This window comes from Methanosarcina barkeri MS (genome assembly GCF_000970025.1).
Classification (GTDB): Archaea; Halobacteriota; Methanosarcinia; order Methanosarcinales; family Methanosarcinaceae; genus Methanosarcina; species Methanosarcina barkeri.
In genome coordinates this window covers 3,061,586-3,080,106 of record NZ_CP009528.1, presented here as the reverse complement: position 1 = coordinate 3,080,106, position 18,521 = coordinate 3,061,586, and the positions used below count along the sequence as shown (strand labels likewise).

At 37.4% G+C, this 18,521-nt stretch carries 14 protein-coding genes and 1 pseudogene; 10 read left to right on the top strand and 5 right to left on the bottom strand.

The features are described from left to right. Positions 1-1,923 precede the first annotated feature (1,923 nt). From MSBRM_RS12385 to MSBRM_RS19640, 4 genes are all read left to right on the top strand, one after another. Entirely contained in the window at positions 1,924-2,499 is a 576-nt protein-coding gene (locus MSBRM_RS12385) for a DUF7344 domain-containing protein (protein ID WP_048116355.1), read from the top strand. Positions 2,500-2,820: 321 nt separating this feature from the next. Further along, on the top strand, positions 2,821-4,221 hold the full coding sequence (locus MSBRM_RS18900; RefSeq protein WP_052712883.1) for a PKD domain-containing protein: 1,401 nt from the start codon (positions 2,821-2,823) through the stop codon (positions 4,219-4,221). Positions 4,222-4,268: 47 nt separating this feature from the next. Continuing rightward, positions 4,269-5,348, top strand: coding sequence for a signal peptidase I (locus MSBRM_RS12375; protein WP_080943711.1), 1,080 nt, complete (start codon positions 4,269-4,271; stop codon positions 5,346-5,348). Positions 5,349-5,459: 111 nt separating this feature from the next. Then, a protein-coding gene (locus MSBRM_RS19640; RefSeq protein WP_394298319.1) for an IS1 family transposase occupies positions 5,460-6,142 on the top strand; the annotation gives its coding sequence in 2 pieces (ribosomal slippage) (positions 5,460-5,780 and positions 5,783-6,142; 681 coding nt in all). Between the two features lie 82 nt (positions 6,143-6,224). On the opposite strand, the gene MSBRM_RS12360 is transcribed toward MSBRM_RS19640, so the two are convergent. After that, positions 6,225-7,226, bottom strand: coding sequence for a DUF5305 family protein (locus MSBRM_RS12360; protein ID WP_048155861.1), 1,002 nt, complete (start codon positions 7,224-7,226; stop codon positions 6,225-6,227). A gap of 933 nt (positions 7,227-8,159) precedes the next feature. On the opposite strand from MSBRM_RS12360, the gene MSBRM_RS12355 reads away from it, so the two are divergent. The 5 genes from MSBRM_RS12355 to MSBRM_RS12335 all read left to right on the top strand — a co-directional run bounded on the left by MSBRM_RS12355 (position 8,160) and on the right by MSBRM_RS12335 (position 12,367). After that, the gene (locus MSBRM_RS12355) at positions 8,160-8,699 is read left to right on the top strand and encodes a DUF7344 domain-containing protein (RefSeq protein WP_052712882.1); all 540 of its coding nucleotides are present in this window, start codon (positions 8,160-8,162) and stop codon (positions 8,697-8,699) included. Positions 8,700-9,370: 671 nt separating this feature from the next. Next, complete coding sequence (locus MSBRM_RS12350) at positions 9,371-9,901, top strand: TasA family protein (protein WP_048116365.1); 531 nt, start codon at positions 9,371-9,373, stop codon at positions 9,899-9,901. A gap of 48 nt (positions 9,902-9,949) precedes the next feature. Continuing rightward, positions 9,950-10,555, top strand: coding sequence for a SipW-dependent-type signal peptide-containing protein (locus tag MSBRM_RS12345; RefSeq protein WP_048116373.1), 606 nt, complete (start codon positions 9,950-9,952; stop codon positions 10,553-10,555). A 407-nt stretch (positions 10,556-10,962) separates the two neighbouring features. Beyond that, on the top strand, positions 10,963-11,661 hold the full coding sequence (locus tag MSBRM_RS12340) for a TasA family protein (protein ID WP_048155858.1): 699 nt from the start codon (positions 10,963-10,965) through the stop codon (positions 11,659-11,661). A 223-nt stretch (positions 11,662-11,884) separates the two neighbouring features. Continuing rightward, the gene (locus MSBRM_RS12335; RefSeq protein WP_048116377.1) at positions 11,885-12,367 is read left to right on the top strand and encodes a signal peptidase I; all 483 of its coding nucleotides are present in this window, start codon (positions 11,885-11,887) and stop codon (positions 12,365-12,367) included. Between the two features lie 43 nt (positions 12,368-12,410). On the opposite strand, the pseudogene MSBRM_RS22135 reads toward MSBRM_RS12335, so the two are convergent. The 4 genes and pseudogenes from MSBRM_RS22135 to MSBRM_RS12315 form a co-directional block, all read right to left on the bottom strand. After that, positions 12,411-12,548: pseudogene (locus MSBRM_RS22135) on the bottom strand (DUF4277 domain-containing protein); the annotation flags it as partial. A 223-nt stretch (positions 12,549-12,771) separates the two neighbouring features. Then, positions 12,772-14,619, bottom strand: coding sequence for an ABC transporter ATP-binding protein (locus tag MSBRM_RS12325; protein ID WP_141706360.1), 1,848 nt, complete (start codon positions 14,617-14,619; stop codon positions 12,772-12,774). Beyond that, positions 14,606-16,345, bottom strand: coding sequence for an ABC transporter ATP-binding protein (locus MSBRM_RS12320; RefSeq protein ID WP_048155853.1), 1,740 nt, complete (start codon positions 16,343-16,345; stop codon positions 14,606-14,608). The genes MSBRM_RS12325 and MSBRM_RS12320 overlap by 14 nt, the downstream gene beginning before the upstream one ends. Before the next feature lie 106 nt (positions 16,346-16,451). Then, complete coding sequence (locus tag MSBRM_RS12315; protein ID WP_080941420.1) at positions 16,452-16,937, bottom strand: MarR family winged helix-turn-helix transcriptional regulator; 486 nt, start codon at positions 16,935-16,937, stop codon at positions 16,452-16,454. Between the two features lie 398 nt (positions 16,938-17,335). On the opposite strand from MSBRM_RS12315, the gene MSBRM_RS12310 reads away from it, so the two are divergent. Continuing rightward, positions 17,336-18,511, top strand: a complete 1,176-nt coding sequence (locus MSBRM_RS12310; protein ID WP_048155851.1) for an NAD(P)/FAD-dependent oxidoreductase — start codon at positions 17,336-17,338, stop codon at positions 18,509-18,511. Positions 18,512-18,521: the final 10 nt, after the last annotated feature.

The window sequence follows — 18,521 nt, the reverse complement described above, 5'->3', positions numbered from 1 at the left end:
ATATTCCACTTTTTATTCTAACGTCTCTTTTTATCTTATTATAATTTTTATTTTATTATAATTTTTATTCGCTGTTTTATGTTTATATCCTATGGTTTTATATTAAAATGTTTCGAATTGTTATCCAACAGACTAATTTTCGTTACATTTCATATTATATTTGTTGTTCGATGTGTATACAGTAAAATCTTAAACTCCAGTTAAATTTTCACAAAGAAATCGCTTCTCAACCCCTTTCCAATTTTAAAATCAGATTTCATTTTAAGACCGATTAGACTGCGTTCCAAAATCTAATGTATTGATTCTCAAATAAATACATAATAAGAAAATAATTACAGCTTATTACGTAAAGAGTCTATCCCAAAAGCCACTTTACTCTTAATCATTGGGAATTCTCAGAATTATTTTTATGATCATAAGATTGATTGATTATTCAAAATACACAGTCTAAGAAGCAAATTTCAAGTTTTGGGATGAACTCAAATATTATTTTCAAGTCACATGGAATTCTGTAATACTAAAAACGCATCCGAGCGAGGAGTGATTCAATTTGGATATTACAACTATGAAAAACACGGAAAGCACGGTTTTTATTCCAAAATCATTTCGTTTTTTTAATTTTTTTATTGCAGCTACATATCTCATATATGTAGCCTACTATTATACTCTATCTTCGAATTTGTTTCATTTTACGTAACCATTCCACAATATAAAAATAGAGTTGGAATTTACTAAACGTTTAACATTTTGCGTTGCTTGCTGTTGTATTATGTATTTGACTTCCAAATGGCTTTGAGTCTGCGAACTCATTTCAGGATACAACAAATATGACCAAGCATGCGTCTTCGATTAAGTGAGAAATCGTGATAAATTGCCTCAATTTCCTCAATATTTTCCAAATATTTTAATAAATTATGAGCTGGAACAAAGTATCGATTTCATATAAAGAGGCCAAAATTTAAGGTTGGATTCTAATACAGAATCGATATTTTCAGGCAAGAAAATTCCCTAACCGATGACCAATGTATAACCAAGTTTAAAAATATACTTAAAAGGCATATTTGACTTCATAGCTATCCCACTTCTCAACTACACCACTTCTCAACTACACCACTTCTCAACTACACCACTTCTCAAATATTAAACTTTACAACTTTACGACAAATCTATTGTATATTTAGCCGATTGGAATATTTTATCTCTAGCTTTAAAAATGCTATGCAAACTTTAATCTTTAAACGTTAACAACAATGATTGGTCTTTATCTTTGCCAATAACTCGTATATGTTTATTTCGATATTTTTTTATAGTATCTAGTTAAATAATCACAATGTTAGGTAGTTGCAATGTGCAGTAGTTCTAAAGTTGTATAATTATGACGTCGAATAGTTATAATTTGAATATTTATAACGTTAAATAGTTGTGAAGTTAAATTTCATTATAGAATAAATTCTCGTAATTTGAATCTTCTTCAAATCATGTGGGAAAAAGTAAATTTCGCATATTTATTGGAAATTTAAGAATTTAACCAAGTTTTAAAAGCATTCTCAAGCAATTCGTTAAAGTTTGAAAGTGTATAACAAAATCATTGAATACATCTAGAACGAGAAAATTCTCCCTTAAATTTGAAGAGAATATTATAATTTGTATACGAAATCATCATTAATTATTTACTAGAGTTCATAAGGTTGAAATCAAAAATTAGAAGCTTTGGACTTTAAACGTTGACGGAATTTATTATTGTTTCTTTTTGATCAAAACTCTTGAATTCTAGCTTTTTTGAATTAATGGTGATTAACATACAACTGTCAAAAAATGATTGTTATTATGCAATTATTATATCCAGTTAATTCAGAATAAGGTGTTGATCATGATTCTGGAGAGCGATGCCATGATTTAACTTATGCTTCAGAGGAATACAATATGTGTTATGTCCATCTAATCAGGCAAGTTCTTAATAAAGTCAAAACAGAACATAATTCTCTGAAAATCGAAGCAGATAACCAGAGCCATCAAGCACAGTTATCAAAAAGTGATATCTTTGGAATCCTCCAGAACGACAGACGAAGATGTGTCCTGGAAATTCTTCACAAACAGGGAAATCAGAGCATACGTTTTCTTTCTGAGGAAATAGCTCGCCTAGAGTCTGGCGAAGACGATCCAAAAAGCACTATCAGAAAAAGCATATATGTCTCCCTTCTCCAGACCCACATACCCAAGATGGAGAGCCTGGGGGTTGTCAACCACGACCGGGAAAATGACTTTGTAGAACTACTCCCTGCAGCCAGTAATTTTGATATCTATATGGAAACCGTCAAGAAAGGGGATATTCCATGGAGCCATTTCTATGTTGGCCTGAGCATTCTTGCTGTAGTCGGAAGTGTCACAATTTATTTGGGACTTTTTGAGTTGGTTACAAGCAATCAGTGGATGCTTTTTATGAGCAGTCTTTTCATAATATCTTCGATAGCTCACATGCGCCACGTCCGAAAACTCTGAGCATGTTCCTTTATGTTCAAAATTTCTCTATATATTCATTGGCAGTTAATTTCAGATCTCAATATTTACGCATTTGAAGAAAAATAATGGCATTAGACTTCACAGTTAAATTTGGGCTTTAAATATTTGGTTTTAAACGTCTTTGACTTCAAAATTAATAGTCAGGCTGTAGACATACAACTTTAAAGGGCTATATTTGAAAAATTTTTAATTTCAATGCGGTGATGTGGAATCAAAATTTCAGGACGCTGATTCTTACGAATATTACAGGCATATTTGTGTTATGGGGTATTAAATAAATAATATAGGTGGTAATCAAAAATGAGAACATCTTTCAAAACATTACTTTTAGGAATGGTGTTTATCTCTCTTATCTTCACATGCAATAAATTTCCAGCTTTTACAGGTACATCTGCTTCTCTCAGTGATACTAAGTACGCAAATACTAGGATCAATACAGGCTTCTGGGATAATTTACCTGGTGTGATTGGGGTACCTGATCTCGATCTGGCCATAAACGGTAGTGAACTCCAGAATACTACTGACGACCCAATAAGAGTAACCATAAATTCTTTGGAAAATCTCAATTCTCCTGTGAATAGCGCAAGTTTGGCAGAAGCACCGGGTAATCCGATGAATAATTCCTCTATAAAAGCAAACGAGACCTTTAACCCTACTTATCGCATTAACCTTGCTAGTAATTCTAATCTTACCAATAATCATACTAATCTTACCAATAATCATACTAATCTTACCAATAATCATACTAATCTTACCAATAATCATACTAATCTTACCAATAATCATACTAATCTTACCAATAATACTAATCATACTAATCTTACTGGTTCCGCCAACCTGACCAATACATTTGACTTAGATAGGACCGTTTCCCTAGAAGAAGCCAGTGGCAGCACAGGCAGCATAGTTTCAGGTGTGGGTTCCGGCTCTGGCGGTGATGGCGGATTCGGGGATTCTGACAATGGTGAAGGAATCCTTCCTAAAGCTTTTTTTAGTAATAGCGTCACCGAAGGTTATGTTCCCCTAACAGTACAGTTTACCGATCTCTCGGAAAATGCAGAAGAATGGAATTGGGACTTTGGAGACGGAACTATTTCAACTGAGCAGAATCCTGTGCATACTTACACAGCAACAGGAGAGTACACAGCGACGCTTGAAGTAAGCAACGTGAATGGTACAAATTCGACATTTTCCACAATATTTGCCCTTCAGCCCGTTCTTCCGATAGCAAACTTCAGCAGTAATGTTACCTCTGGAACTGCTCCCCTAACAGTACAGTTTACCGATCTCTCGGAAAATGCAGAAGAATGGAACTGGGACTTTGGAGACGGAGCTATTTCAACTGAGCAGAACCCTGTGCATACTTACACAGCAACAGGAAAGTACACAGCGACGCTTGAAGTAAGCAACGTGAATGGTACAAATTCGACATTTTCCACAATATTTGCCCTTCAGCCCGTTCTTCCGATAGCAAACTTCAGCAGTAATGTTACCTCTGGAACTGCTCCCCTAACAGTACAGTTTACCGATCTCTCGGAAAATGCAGAAGAATGGAACTGGGACTTTGGAGACGGAGCTATTTCAACTGAGCAGAACCCTGTGCATACTTACACAGCAACAGGAAAGTACATTGTCACCTTTACTGCAGCTAATGTGAATAGCCAGAGTACAAAAACAGGCCATATTTCCGTGAATGAATAAATGAACGTTCTGTAGAGACTTAAGAGGACCGAAATTCTAGAGTGGAAATGAAAAATATGAAGGAAAAAGATATTCTCCAGGCAACAATTATTCTGCTTATTGCTATTTTTCTGGTCAAGACCTTAATTCCATTCTATACAGGCTCAATGATGCCTCTTATAGTGTTGAGCGGGAGTATGACTCCGATGATGCTACCTGGAGATATGATCATTGAGAAATCAGTTGATCCAAGTGAGCTTAAGGTCGGTGATGTAATAGCTTTTCATCCTCCTGGAAGGGAAAATACTGTAGCAACAAAGGACAGTGCTGTAGTAACAAAGGAAAATACTCTAGTAACGCATCGGATTATTTCCTTAGAAGAAGGAAAAGAGCGTAGATTCCAGACTAAAGGAGATGCAAATAACGCACAGGACGACTTTAAGGTACCTGCACCGAATATTAAGGGAAAGTTGATATTCGTTATTCCTTTTGCAGGGTACTTGCCCGATGCAGTAAAGAAAAATAAAAATATTTTACTCTTCACAGTCATACTGCCTGCAGGTCTGATAATTCTCGATGAAATAAGGACTATGCTTCTGTACAGCAATCCAGCCAAAGCTCGAAAAGTGGAAAAGGAACAAAAAAAAATTGCTAGGAGAACTTCTTATGTAGTTAAAAGAAAAAGGCTGGCAGCGTTTATTCTTATAAGCGGGCTTATTTTTACAGGTGTCGTGGCGCATAATCTTGGGGAAAACGGGCATGTAGTTCTGGAGAAGAATACAATAATAAAGAATCAGGAATCTCTGTCTCAGGTATATGTTTTAACCCCTGATGATTATGAACAAAGAATTGCAATTAATTTCTGGTATGGAGTGATTACCCCGGCTAATGAGACTCAAGTAACAGTTCCGGAAGAAACTCCCGCAACGGTCATCTCTGTTCCTTACATTTTGCCTATCTTCTGGATAATTTCCCTTTCGGAAATAAATCCCTATTTCCCTGCTCTTGCAGAGATTGGGCTTTACACTTGCTTTTCTGTGCTGTTTTTGCTGCCCTTATGGTACAGAAAATCGACTGTTGGCAGAAAGAATCAGATTAAGTTCCGCCGTCGGTTTGAACAGTGGAAAAGGACGTTTCATCTGATCTAAATTTACATGAGATCCCTTAATAATATTATGTTTATTTCTCAAGTGCGTAACTCCAAAATAAAGCTTTGGTAGTTAACTATAGTTATATATTATGAGAACCTATATTTCTATATGAACTGCCCAAGGTGTAATAGTTCCACTCACAAAAAGAATGGCATAGTTTGTGGACGTCAACGCTACAAATGCCATGATTGTGGATATAACTATACCGTAGAGGTAAAATCAACTGCTAGCTCCCCCTCTATTAAGAGACAGGCTTTGCAACTCTATCTTGAAGGGTTAGGATTTCGCTCAATAGGAAGATTTTTAGGAGTAAGTCATGTTTCTGTCCAAAAATGGATAAAGAAATTTGGTCAGGAGTTGGAGGACCTAAAAAGCGAAAATGAGATATCTATTGTTGAAATGGATGAGATGCACACTTACATCGGTAACAAAAAAAATATTGCTGGATCTGGATTGCTGTTGATAGAGTTGGGAAAAAATTCATCAACTGCGCTTTTGGCAACAGAGGAACGAAAACTGGACAACTAATATGGGAAAAATTAAAGCAGAAAGAGATTGGAGAAGTGATGACAGATCACTGGAGAGCATATGCAGAGTTTCTTCCAGAAAATATTCATACTCAATCCAAAGCCGAAACGTATACAGTTGAAGGGTATAACGGCATATTGAGGCACTTTCTGGCAAGGTTGAGACGAAAGACAAAATGTTATACGAAGAGTATTGATATGCTAAAGTACTCTGTTCTTCTATTGATGAAACATAGAAATAAAGAGATAGCTATAATTAGTTAACAATGCCCAAAATAATAATACTAATAAAGAAAAGTTTCATAACACTACTCTTCAAAAAATCCTAATATCAATCTCGAACTATCTATCTTATATTTTCTTTTGAAGTTTTATCCCAAAAAATATACAATGCTTCATTGTGAATTATGAAATATTCTCCAGATCCGGCATCGTGAATTACCCTTTCATTCATATCAGAAGCAGCGTTTACAAGATCCTCGAGTGAAGAAATTTCAACCTGTAGAAGAGAACTCCTGTTTTCGGGAATTTTGCCTTTACTGATAAATTCTTTAAAAGATGAATTTTTACTTTCGTTTTCCAGTTTTTTGATGTATTCCGGATCAATTTTTTTCATTTTCCTGATGGGAATAAGCGCTCCTATTAGAACTGTATTTAACAGGAATAAGAATATAGGAAATTTGATTGTTGATGGTGAAGGGTCTTTTTGAACTCTGATATTTTTATACGTGTCTTTGACAAACCCAAGTTCTTCAGGCATCTGATAATAAGTAGAACTAATGTTGGCAGGGATGGCAAAATTTTGTGTACCTGTGACATCTTTTCCATTTATTTTTCCTTCATAGTTGATTACAGTAACAATTTCTATCGTCGGATTCGAAGTATAATTCAACTGATCCTCTATTTTTTTAGTTTGTTCCTGGATCTTAGGTATATCTAAGGTAAAATTAGAAGTAAAGACATCCGCATTTTTCAAATGAGCACTTTTTGAATCGCCAACCTGATAACTCTTCTGCCAGAATATTTTTTGCCCTTCCCCATTCTGCTCTTCTCCATATCCCTCTTTGTCACTTGCCACAATCATCGTTTTAGCCTCCACATTGAGGTCAGTAGAACTTGTGGCGTCAAGTCTGTATATGAATGAAACGTCCATGGTTGGAGATACTGTAAAAAAATACGCCGGTTTTCCCATCTCAAGCCTGGTTCCTTCCGGGTAGAGGGGATTTGGCTTAGTTACAGGAGCTGAATATGTATAATTTCCACGCTGCGTATAGGAAATAACTTTTTTTTCTTCATATGATACTCCTGTGTATTCTTCATACATCCAGAGTCCAGAAAAAACAATCATTAATAGAAATGCAAAGGTAAGAAGTTTCCACCTGTCTATTAAGATGTTTTTAAGTTTAAGAAAAATGGTTTCCAGTGTTTCAACTCCTTTTTATTATGTTTTTACTTTGTATTATACACTGGCACTCTATCAACAACAATCGACATTTTTCTCGACACTTATATACTTTCACTATTCTACCTCTTATTTTTTCCATGCTGAAAATGTTTTGGTTCCTGTTATGCAGATGAGATAAAAAATATTCAAGGAATAATATTCAACAATAACACTTATCCATGTAAATAAAACAAGAACTATATATACTCATTTTAAATTTTTTTATTCATTGGCTAACTTTCTCTTTAATGTTAAAGCTCTATATTCTGGTGGTCTACATCGTTTAAAATTAAAAAATGTATTAAAAAATGTCACAGTTAAAAATAATATAAGAATCTGATGTTACTCTGAAAATTAGTAAAGTGTTTCCAAAAAAAAGCTCAAAAATGGCTCATTACTTTTTCCCATGCCTTATTAATGGTATGTTACTTGCCCTCAAACACGCAGAGCCGCATGATGACGTTAATCTTTTATTACCACCCCAAAAATCCCGTTAATTTGCCAATAACTATCTTAAAACACTCAATAAAAGTAGCTCAGATCTACTGAATTCAAGGAGTATAAACTGGAAATTTCCAATATTAATCCCATAGGTTATATCACATTTCCAGTGATCTGAGCAGGCTCAATGAGAGAGTTCATCCCAAACCAATTTTTCTCAACAGTAAAAGTTTCAAAACTATTTTCCTAGATAAAAAGCTGATCCCGAATCCAATTCTGAAACGCAATTTCGGGTTTTGGGATCGGTTCTGGGATCGGTTCTGGGATAGGCTCAAAGTGTTAATCCTGATTTCAGAGAACGATACTATAGTTTAATCTATGCTTTAGAGGGATACAGTGAGCGAGACAGTAAACAATCCTCTGGAAATCAAAGCCGATATCCAGAGCCATCAAGCACAGTTATCAAAAAGTGATATTTTTGGAGTCCTCCAGAATGACAGACGAAGATATGTTCTGGAAATTCTCCGCACGCAAGGAAATCAGAGCATACGTTCTCTTTCTGAGGAAATAGCTCGCCTAGAGTCTGGCGAAGACGATCCAAAAAGCACTATCAGAAAAAGCATATATGTCTCCCTTCTCCAGACCCACATACCCAAGATGGAGAGCCTGGGGGTTGTCAACCACGACCGGGAAAATGACTTTGTAGAACTACTCCCTGCAGCCAGTAATTTTGATATCTATATGGAAACCGTCAAGAAAGGGGATATCCCATGGAGCCATTTCTATGTTGGCCTGAGCACCCTTGCTGTAGTCGGAAGTGTCACAATTTATTTGGGACTTTTTGAGTTGGTTACAAGCAATCAGTGGATGCTTTTTATGAGCAGTCTTTTCATAATATCTTCGACAGCTCACATGCGCCACGTCCGAAAACTCTGAGCATGTTCCTTTATGCTCAAAATTCCCAGTTCTTTTTCTCTTTTTTCCTGAAAGTTCTTCACCGTCTCACAGTGTCGGTAATTTTCCATTAAGCTGACAGCAATCTCTTAAATTTTTGTTTTTTCAAAATTTTCCACGCCCATTCCTGCGGCAGTTAGCTTGTGTCTTTCCCTCCGTACCATGATCTTCTTTGGGCATATTAGATAAAAATAACTGATCTCTTATTAAAAACAAAAACAGTATTGTTTAAAAAGCTCAAAAATAGCTCATTACTTTTTCCTACGCCTCTTTAATTGTGTGTTACTTACTCTCAAACACGCAGAGCCATCTGATGACGTTAATCTTTTGTTACCGCCCCTACAATTCCGTTAATTCGCCAATAACTATCTTAGAAGATTTCATAGGATGAATCACTCAGATGAGTAATTCAGATGAGCACTTCAAATGAGTAACTCAGATGAGCATTTCAAATGAGTAACTCAGATGAGCATTTCAAATGAGTAACTCAGATGAGCACTTCAAATGAGCATTTCAACTCAGATTTGCTGAACTTAGAAATAAAACTGGAGTACCTATGTTGAACCCTTCATCGTATCCAGCGATCCAACAGCAAAGATGAGTAGAAAATTACAACTCAAAATTGGAATGAATTAAACAAAAAGAGGTATATCATGTTTAACAAGAAAACACTTTTAAGCATACTCATTCTCGGTGTAGTTGCCACCGTTGCAGGTGCTGGGACATGGGCAGCATTCAGTGATACTGAAACAAGTAATGATAACACTTTTACTGCTGGAACATTAGATCTGGTAGTGGGAGGCGTAGGAACATCTCTACCATTGACTGTAGATAATGTATATCCTCTAGACACAGGTACCATAGGAACAATAAATGTGGAGAATGCTGGTACAATTGATGGAACGCTGTCTCTTAAAATAATTAACATTGAAGATGATGAAAATGGTGTCAATGACCCTGAGTCTAAGATGGGCGACACTGACGCTGTTGGTGAACTTAGCAGTCACTTGACGATCTATGCAAATGGTATTGAAGTAATTCCTGATACAGCTATGTCAATTGGAGCTCTTGGGGCTGGAAGTAATCAAGATATAGTATTAACTTATGAAGTTGACGATGCTGACAATAGCATTCAGACAGACAAAACTACTTTTGATACTGAGTTTACTCTGGATCAGGCTTAAATTAAAATAGTGGGAACAAACCCCACTATTTTTTAGGAGACATCAGAAATGAAATTGATACCTTCAGTTCTGTTAATCTCTTTTGTACTTCTTCTAGCTTCTGCAGGTACATGGGCTTCTTACACTGATGTTGAGACAGCTTCAGGAGAGGTATTTACTGCGGGAACAATGGATCTGTACATGGAAGATAACGGTCCTGACATCAACGAAGAGTGGACGCTCATAAACATGGTTCCTGGAATGTCCTCTATACCTGGTCAGCTAAATATATACAATATAGGGACCATGGAAGCAGATAAGTTGGAGGTGAAGATCACATTTGCAACCGAGTGCACTGAGCTGGGGATGGATAGTTATCTGAAAGTGGATTCGATGAAGTACACTCCATACTCATCCGGGACACCTATGAATCTGTTAAGTTATGTCAGTGACAGTAATGGCAATGGATTCATTGACCTGGCGGATCTTAACGGCTTTACGCTTGATAATCTCCCTGCGCCAGCACCCACTTCCCTCGATGTTACAGGTAGGCCTGTGGCTGGGTCTTCAAATAATGACTTTAATATGGAGGTTAGTTTCGATATAAATGCTCCAAATGAATATCAGGGAGACGCAACCACATTAACAATGAGATTTGAAATGAAGCAGAAATAAACCGGGATCCAAGTCAGTAATGGACTAAAAATAATTGAGTTTAATTGAGTTAAATTAGGAGTTAAATTAGTTATGATGAAAGGGAGTAAAAAGGGAAAATTGTGGTTTCTTCCCTTTCACTTTTATATGATAATCCGAAGCTGATATATATTTTTGTAGGTTGCCATTTCTCGTTTTAGTGACATAACGTAGCTACCTCGTGTCGTGTCACTTCTCAAAGATTTGACGATCCTGAATGCTGTATTTGATAGATACGACATTTTATCTCCTGATGCAACACCAGGTTCCTGCAGACTCAACGAGTTTTAGATCTGTCCTGGAAGAATAACATCTTCTGGCACAGTTTGAGATTACAGGCAGCCTAATAATAACCAAACTACAACAACGAACCAAAATGGGAGGTAGAAATGGCTAATAAAAGAGTGCTTGTGAGTATACTCGCACTTGGCATAGCTGTAACTCTGGCAGGCGCGGGAACATGGGCAGCGTTCCAGGATACTGAAACAAGTACTGGGAATACATTTTCATCTGGAACTCTGGACATGAAGTTATCTAATGATGGCTCAACTTACACGGACGGTGTGACTGCTACCTGGACATCTCCAGCAAATTTCAAGCCAGGAGATACATTTGGTAACGAACTCCGTTTTACAAATGTTGGATCAGTAAATATTAACCATCTATATATGTACCCTGAAGATTTAACCAACTCTGGTGGCACAGGAGGCATAAAACTCTCGGATAAAATTATAATAACAAAGGTCACTGGACATATCACACGGGATGGCTCAAATTTAGTTTGGGGAAATAGAGCTGACTTCATTGGTAGTGTAGTAGGCAATCGTGATGGTACCCTGACTCTTACAGAGTTCTGCAGTGCGAAATTTGTTGCTTATTGTCTCAGTCCTATTATCTTTGGTATTTTCCCTCCTATCCTCAAAGCGGGAGATCATAAGGATTGGGGCCTCATAATTGAAGGCAAATTTGCTGATGATGCTGATAATCACTATCAAGGGTCTTCTTGTACTTTCAATATGAGATGTAGAGGTAGTCAGAATTCACCTACTGAAGGATTCGAAGAGATAACTGGTAATGGAGCTGATTAATTCAGATTATAATGAAATTTAAACATGGTACAAAGCTTAAGGAAATATTCAATCCTTTTTATTAACAAAAATAAAAAGGATTAACCATTTTTTAAAAACATGGATTTGTTTTTTTAGTTATTGATTTTTTTATAATTTATATAAATATAACAGGTATTTCATACAATATGACCTTGTAAAAAATAATTTGTAAAAAGTTTTTGATACTTTCAGGCGTAAGATTATGAAAGTCATAAATATTCTTGCTTTTATTTTAATCTTCATTATAGTCATGCCCATTATTGCTACTATGATTCCTACCGGGCCAGTCAAATTCATGACTGTAACAGGAAACAGTATGGAACCAACTATAACAGAAAGCAATATAATTGTAGTAAATACTTTGGAAACCCAGCCAAATGTTGGGGATATTGTATCCTATTACCATATATTCGGTAAAAATCAGAGATACATAGTTACTCACAGAGTAGTCAAAGTTGTAGATGAAGGATACATAACTCAGGGAGATGCATACACCAAACCTGATGGTTATACGGTAGCTCCTGAAGATCTGGTAGGAACTCTGTTTTTTAAAATCCCATACGTTGGGTTACTCGTTCATATTGCAAGTACTAAAAAGGGGTTTTTAGCACTCGTGATCTTTCCTGCGGTTATATTGATCATGCAAGAAGTATCCAATATTATTGGACAAATTAAAGAGAGATAATGCCCTCACAAAATTTCTGGTGTATCTTTAGTATTCGTAAGTTTTGATTCAGGTCTTTTTTTGTTACACTTTCTCTAAAGAGTCTTTCTGTAGAAATATTCCTTAAAAAATCAGGATAAAGACACAAACGTTGATCTATGAAACCAAGACCATTGAGTACCATGGCAAGGATGAAAACTGAGCTGCGTCCGAAGGAAGTCTGTGATATCATCAAGTTCTTTTTTAGTGTTTGTGTGTGGCTGGAATAGCGTTTCCGGGTTTGCAAAAGCTGAAATAAATATTTTGCTCTGACCAACTACACCAACCCCGAATGCTGTAACCGGCTTCATGGCAACACGGGTAAAACCTGCAAGGAAACTCGACAGCAGAGCAAAAGATTGTCATTGTTGAGCCATCCGACTAACTTATATTGCCATACCTTTTTTGAACTGGCTGTTGTAAAGGTTGGCATAAAAACCGCCCGAAAGAAGCAGTTCGCTATGCGTACCTGTTTCTACTACTCGTCCACCGTCTAAGACGATAATTTTATCTGCGTTTTTGATGGTAGAAAGTCGGTGTGCGATGACAAAACTTGTTTTTCCGTGCATCAGTTTGAGCAGAGCATTCTGAATAATCAGCTCTGTCCGTGTATCAATTGAAGAAGTCGCTTCATCAAGTATCAACACAGAAGATTGTGCGATCATCGCTCTCGCAATACTGAGCAATTGCCGCTGTCCCTGTGAAAGGTTGCCGCCATTGTCAGAAAGAATTGTATCATAACCTTGTGGCAGTTGCATAATAAATTCATGGGCATGTGCCAGCTTTGCTGCCTGTTCAACTTCTTCGTCCGTTGCTGTCAGCTTGCCGTAGCGGATATTCCCGCGTATTGTGTCCGAGAAGAGAAAAGTATCCTGGAGTACCATTGAAATGGACTGCCGCAAACTCTTTCGAGTAATGGCATTTATATTCTGTCCATCAATATAGATTGTTCCGTCATCAATTCCATAAAACTTGGTGAGAAGATTAATAATAGTTGTTTTCCCTGCACCCGTAGGGCCCACGATGGCAATCGTCTGGCCTTTTTTCGCAGTAATTGTTGCTTCTTTAAGTACAGGCTTACCTGGTATGTATGAAAAATTAACGGATTCAATTTTCACGTTGCCTTCAATTTTCTGAATGTCTCTGGCATTATTCGCGTCCTTTTCTTTTTCTTCGTCCATTACCTCAAACACTCGCTCTGCGCCTGCAAGGGCTGACTGGATAGTGCTGAAAAGGTTAAGAATATTATTGATCGGCTGGGTAAAATTGCGCATATAGAGCAGGAAAGAAAATATTACGCCTACAGTGATTCCAGCAAACCCCTTTATAATTAAAATGCCACCGCAGACCGTGATAATCAAATATGTCAGATTATTTATAGTGTTATTCACCGGTCCCATAACACTGCTTATCGCTTGTGCTTTCATAGAACTGGAGACAAGCTTTTCGTTGATCCCCTTAAAGTGATCCTCTACTTCCTTTTCTCGGGAAAAGACCTTAATAACTTTTTGGCCGGAGACCATTTCCTCGATATATCCGTTAAGCCGTCCAAGCTCATATTGCTGCTCCTTAAAAAACTTCTGGGACTTTACAGCGAGGACTTTTGATGTAAAGAACATCAGAGGCATTGTCAGCAGCCCGATTAGAGTAAGTAGAGGGCTGAGCAACAGCATTGCTATTAGCATACCAACAACGTTGACAATGCCGGAAAAAAGCTGCACGACACTCTGTGAAAGTGTAAGGTTGATATTATCAACGTCGTTTGTCAGGCGGCTCATGAGGTCCCCGCTTGAATGGGTATCAAAATACTTGAGGGGCAGCTTTTGCAGGCTGCTGAAAAGATCGCTCCGGATATTGGCCGAAGTTTTCTGAGCAACACGGATCATTAGGGAATTCTCCATGTAAGTAGAAAAAACCGAAACAAGGTAAATGAGGACCATGACAATACATATGCGAGCAAGTCCGACAATATCTTTTTTAGATATGAACTCGTCGACTGCGTACCCATTTAGTTGAATGCCGATAATAGTGATCACTGTTGTAACAAGGGCACAGAAAAAAACGATGAGCAATGTGCGTTGCCATTTGCCAAGGTACATAATAATGCGTTTGAGTGTTCCCTTTACGTCCTTGATTTCCGTTTTTTCCTTGTGAAGAAAAGCGCTCGGTCCCCCTGCAGGGCGGCCTGTAATATTATGAGGCATATTATGAGGCATCACCTCATTCTGTGGCATTCAGGAGCACCTCCTTGCCAAGCTGTGAAACGGCTATATTGCGATATACTTCGTTGCTTTGCAGTAATTCTTTATGGGTACCTTTCGCAATAACGCTGCCATGGTCGAGCATCAATATTGTGTCTGCGTCCATAACGCCGGATATACGCTGCGCAATGACGATTACTGTGTTTTCCTTCATCTTTTTTGCAATTTCAAACTGCAGGCGAGCTTCGGTCGAAAGGTCAACTGCGCTAGCGGAATCATCAAAAATCAAAATCTTTGGATTTTTCAGAAGAGTTCTTGCTATGGAAAGGCGCTGTTTCTGTCCACCTGAAAAGTTTTTGCCTCTTTGTTCAATTTGACTTTGTAATTTGTAAGGGAGGGCCTGAATAAAATCTTCTGCCTGAGCAGCTTGAAGACTATTCCATATTTCCTCTTCGTCTGCTTCTTCATTGCCAAAATTCATATTTTCTTTAACTGTCCCCTGAAAAAGGACGTTTTCCTGCAGCACGATTCCAATATTGCTACGCAGGTACTGTACTGGTATGTCCTTAACATCACAACCTCCGATCAGGACCTGTCCACAGGTTGCCTCATACAGCCGCGGAATCAGACTTACAACTGAACTCTTTCCTGAGCCGGTAGCTCCGATAATACCTACTGTCTGCCCTTCCTTTAACAGGAATGACAAATCTTTCAGAACATATTCTCCGCTTTCACCGTATCTAAAACTAACATTTTTGAACTCAATGTCATAATTCTCTGGCAATACGGGGGAATTGCACTGCTTAATACTCGCTTCGCAGTCCAAAACCTCTTTTATACGTCCTGCAGATGCCTGTGCGCGTGAAATGTTTACAATCATGTTGACAAGCATTATAAGAGAGTTTGTTATCTGCACAAGGTAATTGACAAATGCCATTATCTTGCCTGTTTCAATATTTCCGGAAACGACCATATTGCCTCCGAACCACAGGATGGCAACCATGCTTAGATTCATAACCAGAGTAGCTATCGGCATCAGCGTAAAGGTCAGATTCTGTGCCTGTATGCTTTTTTCTGTAAATTCTGTATTCACTTTGCTGAAAAGCGCATTCTGTTTGTCTTCTAAATTAAAGGCTTTTATAACACGTACACCCAGCAGATTTTCACGCATGACGGTATTAACCTTGTCAAGCCAGAGCTGCATCTGTGTGTACAGAGGCACCGATCTCATCATCACAAATGCAACACAGGTGATGAGAATAGGCAGAATGATGCAGAAAACAATTGAAAGACTGGGACTCAGCAAAAAGGACATAAATATGCCGCCAATGCACAACAATGGTGAACGCACCATCCCACGCAGCAACATGAGAAACATGTTCTGAATTTGCGTTACATCGTTGGTCAGCCTTGTAATAAGTGACGATGTTTTGAAATGGTCAATTTTCATATACGAAAGTGACTGTATTTTATGAAATAGCTCTTCTCTCAAACTCCCGGCTAACATCATAGATGCAAACGAGGCGATCACACCGCAGCCTGCGCCGCCAATTAATCCGGTAAGCGCACAAAGCACCATTTTTAAGCCTGTCGATAATATATATCCCAGGTCTCTGTTTTGAACACCTATGTCCACAATATTTGCCATAAGCCTGGGTTGTTGAAGGTCCATGAAAACTTCTATCAACATCAAAAGAGGAGCAAGTAAAGAATAAATCAGAGCTATGCCCTTAAGATTTTTTTTAATAAGTTGAAACATAAATATATCCTTTCGCTGTTTTGTAATTATTCAAAATTTTGTAATTATTCAAAATGATAACGTTGTGTCCTTATTTTTCTACAATGGCAGTGATTATTGACAGCATTTATTGACAGCATTCTTCGTCTCTATCTTTCGATTCTTTCGAGTTCAGCGTATCAAGACTTTTACACAGCTTTGAAGTAATTACAAGCATCTTTTCTAGTTCATTTTCCGAGATTTCTTTGAACACTATATCTGTAAATTTTTTTATGAATACTTCTTCGGACCTAACAGCGTCTTCAACAATTTCCCTGCCTTTGTTTGTCAGGTAGATGCGCATTGTCCTTTGATCTTTTTCATCTCGTTTACGCAAAATTAAGTTAAGTTGCTCAAGCCTTCCTAGCGCCTCTGTCATAGATGAAGGGCGCATATCCATTTGTTCCGCAAGGTCTCGCTGGATAATTCCTTCATTTTTTGAGATTAGCTGCAGCAATTTTGACTGCCCGAAGAATAGACCTCGTTTGTGTTCCGCCTTATGAGAAAAACGGTGCATTTGCCTGCTTAGACGGTTCAACGTATTATACAGCTGTATCACATTCTGATTCTGCATTTGACTACCTACACACTATTTAGGTATCTAATATAATTAGGTACCTAAATATCTGTATATAAATGCTATCTTACAGTGTCAACAATAATGTCTGATAATATCTGGTACCAAAATAAATTTTCAAAAAAGTAATTGCGCTGTTGAAATACTCTAAAATCAAAAAAGCTTTAGGATGGTGGATAATCGATTATTAATAACTGCATTATAACCGGAGCACTGGTGCGATTTTGATTGAAACTTTATATTTCTACAGCTTAAATTATAGAAAATTTTTCTTTCAAATCTTTTTGATTTATTTTTGTAATTATTTAATATATAAGCTGAAGAGTAATTTAAGTGTGCTTTTCCAATCTAATTTATCATCCAATAAGAGATAAATAACTCAGCGAGGTCAGAGGATGGAATATGGGAAAAAGATCACTGTAAAAGAAATTTCTTTCTGGCTAGAAACGTCTCCTGGTACAAATTTTCCAAAACTTGACAAAAGGTTGAAAGTTGACGTGGCGATTCTGGGAGGCGGTATTGCAGGTATAACTTCTGCAGCATTGTTGATGGAAGCCGGGTACAAAGTAGCAGTAATAGAAGCAGATCGGATCATAAAAGGAGTAACAGTTAGAACCACGGCTAAGGTAAGTGTGGCACCTAATATAATTTACAAGAATCTTGTATCAAAATTAGGTAAGTCAAAAGCTCAGGATTTTGCTAATGCTAATATTAAGGCAGTTGAAAAGATAGCTGAGATTGTAAGAAAGTGGAACATTGACTGTGAATTTCAACGCCTTCCTCTTTACATCTACACAGAGTCCGGTGAAAGAATTGATGAGATTAAAGGTGAATTTGAAGCTGCAAAACAGTTAGGACTTCCAGTTTCTTACACCGAAGAAGTGCCTTTACCTTTTGAAACTGGTCCCGCTATCAAATATGAGAATCAGGCCCAATTTCATCCGCGTAAGTATCTTCTGGCTCTTTCAAAACATATAATTGGAAAAGGAAGTTATATCTTTGAGAATACTTCTGCCATCACTGTCAAAGATGGTGAAATCAAAGAAGTAGTAACAGATCAGGGCTCAATAATGGCCGATCAAGTAATAATTGCAACACATACACCAGTATATGATCCCGACCAACTCTACAGGCATTTGCATTCAGCAAGATCCTATGTGTTAGCATTATATGCTAAAGGAAATTTCCCTGAAGGGATGTTTATAGATTTCAATCCTGTTCACACATATAGGACTACCCCTACAGATAAAGGTAAACTGATCATTGTTGCTGGAGAACATAGTCCTGCAGATGTAGCTGACAAAAATATTTACTATGGCCGGCTTGAAAACTATGCACGCCAACACCTTAATGTTAAGTCTATTGAATACCGCTGGTCCAGTAAAGACTGCACTACTGACGATGGTCTACCTCTTATAGGCATGACATCTCAAAAAGGCATTTATGTAGCAGCTGGATTCGGATTTTGGGGAATGGCAAACGGCACCACTGCTGCCATGGTAATTACTGATCTCATTAATGGTCAAGAAAACAAATTCGTTGATCTATTCAATCCCTTAAGATTTCTATAAGACTATTGTT

Excerpts from the sequence above, each read along its gene's own strand:
- MSBRM_RS12385 (WP_048116355.1), top strand. The coding sequence starts at position 1,924 with ATGTGTTATGTCCATCTAATCAGGCAAGTTCTTAATAAAGTCAAAACA.
- MSBRM_RS18900 (WP_052712883.1), top strand. The coding sequence starts at position 2,821 with ATGAGAACATCTTTCAAAACATTACTTTTAGGAATGGTGTTTATCTCT.
- MSBRM_RS12375 (WP_080943711.1), top strand. The coding sequence starts at position 4,269 with ATGAAAAATATGAAGGAAAAAGATATTCTCCAGGCAACAATTATTCTG.
- MSBRM_RS12360 (WP_048155861.1), bottom strand. The coding sequence starts at position 7,226 with ATGATTGTTTTTTCTGGACTCTGGATGTATGAAGAATACACAGGAGTA.
- MSBRM_RS12350 (WP_048116365.1), top strand. The coding sequence starts at position 9,371 with ATGTTTAACAAGAAAACACTTTTAAGCATACTCATTCTCGGTGTAGTT.
- MSBRM_RS12345 (WP_048116373.1), top strand. The coding sequence starts at position 9,950 with ATGAAATTGATACCTTCAGTTCTGTTAATCTCTTTTGTACTTCTTCTA.
- MSBRM_RS12340 (WP_048155858.1), top strand. The coding sequence starts at position 10,963 with ATGGCTAATAAAAGAGTGCTTGTGAGTATACTCGCACTTGGCATAGCT.
- MSBRM_RS12335 (WP_048116377.1), top strand. The coding sequence starts at position 11,885 with ATGAAAGTCATAAATATTCTTGCTTTTATTTTAATCTTCATTATAGTC.
- MSBRM_RS12325 (WP_141706360.1), bottom strand. The coding sequence starts at position 14,619 with ATGCCACAGAATGAGGTGATGCCTCATAATATGCCTCATAATATTACA.
- MSBRM_RS12320 (WP_048155853.1), bottom strand. The coding sequence starts at position 16,345 with ATGTTTCAACTTATTAAAAAAAATCTTAAGGGCATAGCTCTGATTTAT.
- MSBRM_RS12315 (WP_080941420.1), bottom strand. The coding sequence starts at position 16,937 with ATGCAGAATCAGAATGTGATACAGCTGTATAATACGTTGAACCGTCTA.
- MSBRM_RS12310 (WP_048155851.1), top strand. The coding sequence starts at position 17,336 with ATGGAATATGGGAAAAAGATCACTGTAAAAGAAATTTCTTTCTGGCTA.